At 70.4% G+C, this 2,515-nt stretch carries 3 protein-coding genes; 2 read left to right on the top strand and 1 reads right to left on the bottom strand.

What is annotated here, in order from left to right:
- Nucleotides 1–94: 94 nt before the first annotated feature.
- Entirely contained in the window at nt 95–793 is a 699-nt protein-coding gene (locus tag G6028_RS15095) for an IclR family transcriptional regulator (protein ID WP_107748977.1), read from the bottom strand.
- Between the two features lie 251 nt (nt 794–1,044).
- Between G6028_RS15095 and G6028_RS15090 the strand changes: the two genes are divergently transcribed.
- Nucleotides 1,045–2,211: an acyl-CoA dehydrogenase family protein gene (locus tag G6028_RS15090; protein WP_179524445.1), complete on the top strand. Its 1,167-nt coding sequence runs from the start codon at nt 1,045–1,047 to the stop codon at nt 2,209–2,211.
- Nucleotides 2,208–2,515 (top strand): acyl-CoA dehydrogenase family protein (locus G6028_RS15085; RefSeq protein ID WP_338404244.1); only part of this gene is annotated, 308 nt, incomplete at its 3' end. The genes G6028_RS15090 and G6028_RS15085, both read left to right, overlap by 4 nt.

Genomic DNA, 2,515 nt, shown 5'->3' with positions numbered 1-2,515 from the left:
CGGGGCGCTGATCCGCCCCCCGGGACTTCACGGGGCGCGGATCCGTCGCCGAGTCCATGGTCGGCCGGGGCCTCGCGTCAGCGCGGGCCCCGGTTCAGCGCAGACCCCAGGCGGTGGCGTGCCGGAGGCAGGTCTGGGCCAGCTCCTCGCTGCGCTGGACGATGAGGTCCCGCGCGGCGATGACGCCGACGGTCGCGATCGTCCGTCCCCCCTCGCGCAGTGCGACCGAGACACCGTCGCCACCGTCCACGGCCACGCCGGGGGCCGTACACACACCGGTCTCGCGGAGCTCTTCGAGCGAGGCCAGGAACCTGTCGACGAACTCCGACTCCGCAGCCGGCCGGGCGTTCAGGTAGGCCCACACGTCACGCTTCTCCCGGTCGGCCAGGAGTAGCCAGCCCGAGGAGGTCCGCAGCAGCGAGCGTCGCAACCGGTTCTCCGCGATGTAGGCGTAGTGCGCATCGGCGGCGACGTGGTCCACATAGAAGAGGTCGTCACCGACGTCGGTCGACAGGGCGGTGGTCAGACCGGTTTCAGCGTGGAGTGCGGTGAGCTGCTCCCGCGACACGGAGGTGACGGGCGGCCGACCGGCGATCACGTTGAGGAGATACGGCGCGGTCCCCAGCGTGTAGACGCGATTGCGCTCGTCGAGGTAGCCGACGGCGACCAGGCCGTTGAGCAGGCCCTGCGTGGAGCTGATCGGGGCGTCGAGGGCCTTGGCGACCGCGGTGAGGGTCAGCCCGGTTCCCGACCTGGCGACCAGTTCCATGATCGCTGCGACCCGGTCGACCATGCGGTGGCGAGGACGCTCGGGGACCTTGTCCATGCTGGGCTGCTCGGTGCGCCCGCTGTCTCCCGCATCCGGTTGCGTCATGGGGTAAGACTATCCGCCCCTGCGGGACGCACGCTGGGCATACGAGAGAGCGTAGTTCGATCCGCTATTGCGTAAGATTGCCATTCGTGCGATTCTCGAGCACGTGGTCCGGGTCACCATCCGGGCCCCGAACAGGCACACATCACACCAACCCCTTTCGAGGAGGCCCGATGCGGTCCGCACTCGCTCCACCGCCCACCCTGGCGTCGGCGGACATGGACGCCCTGCGAGTGGAGGTCCGTGACTTCCTCTCCGAAGAGATCGCCGCCGGTCGGCTCACGCCGTGGATCGACACCTGGCTCACGCGATGGGACGAGGACTTCACCCGTCGCCTCGCCGAGCGCGGCTGGGTCGGCATGGCGATCCCCACCGGGTACGGCGGCCGGGGACGCACGCACCTCGAGCGTTTCGTCGTCACCGAGGAGTTGCTGTCCGTCGGGGCGCCCGTGGCCGCGCAGTGGGTCGCCGACCGTCAGATCGCCCCCTCTCTCCTGCGGTATGGAACGGAGGAGCAGAAGCGCGAGTACCTGCCCCGGATCGCCGCGGGGGAGTGCTGCTTCGGCATCGGGATGAGCGAGCCGGACTCCGGCTCCGACCTCGCTAGCGTGCGGACGAAGGGCGTCCGCGTCGACGGCGGCTGGACCGTCACCGGGACCAAGGTGTGGACCTCCGGTGCGCAGCACGCGGAGGCGTTCATCGCCCTGGCCCGCACCGAGCCGCTGGACACCTCCCACCGCCATGCGGGGCTGAGCCAGTTCATCGTGGACCTGCGCGGAGAGGGCGTCACCATTCGCCCGATCGTCTCCCTGTCCGGAGACCGTCACTTCAACGAGGTCGTGCTCGACGAGGTGTTCGTCCCGGACTCCCGGGTGTTCGGCACGATCGGGCAGGGATGGGAACAGGTCAACTCCGAGCTCGCCTTCGAGCGCAGCGGCCCCGAGCGGTTCCTCTCGTCCTTCCGCCTGTTCGCCGCCGAGATCGGCGCGATCGCCGAAGGGCGGTTGCCCGCGCGCACTGATCTGGGTCGCTCGGTCGCGCGGATGGCGGGGCTGCACGCCCTGAGCCAGAACATCGCCGGGGCGCTGCAACGCGGGGAGCCCGCGGACAACGCCGCTGCACTGATCAAACTCCTGGGCACCACCACCGAGGGTGACATCGTCGATGTGGTCTCCACCCGGCTCGGCGACGAGTTCTCGCCGGGCGAGGCGGACACCGCCTCGTCCGAACTCGCCGACCTGCTCCGTGCGGGACTGCACCAGCGGCCCGGCTTCACGCTGCGGGGCGGGACCAACGAGATTCTGCGCGGCGTGATCGCGCGAGGAATGGGGATGCGATGAACGAGAACACCTCCACCAGTGAGACCGCCGGGAACGCCGGGAACGCCGAGACCGTCGGACTCGAGGTCGACGAGGACCTCGAGTCGATGATGGCGGGCGTCCTGGCACAGTTCTCCGGACCCACCGTCGATCCCGATGCGGCTGCCGCATGGCGAGCCCTGACCGAGGTGGGCATCGGAAGGCTCACCGCTCCCGAGGAGACCGGGGGCAGTGGCGCGGGGTGGGCCGAGGCCGCCACCCTGCTCCGGCTGGCCGCCGCCGCCGGCGTCGCGGTCCCGTTTGCGGAGACCGACCTCGTCGTCGG

It is taken from the genome of Dietzia cercidiphylli, from assembly GCF_014145145.1.
In the GTDB taxonomy this organism is placed as follows: Bacteria; Actinomycetota; Actinomycetes; order Mycobacteriales; family Mycobacteriaceae; genus Dietzia; species Dietzia natronolimnaea.
This window is presented reverse-complemented; position numbering and strand designations above follow the sequence as displayed.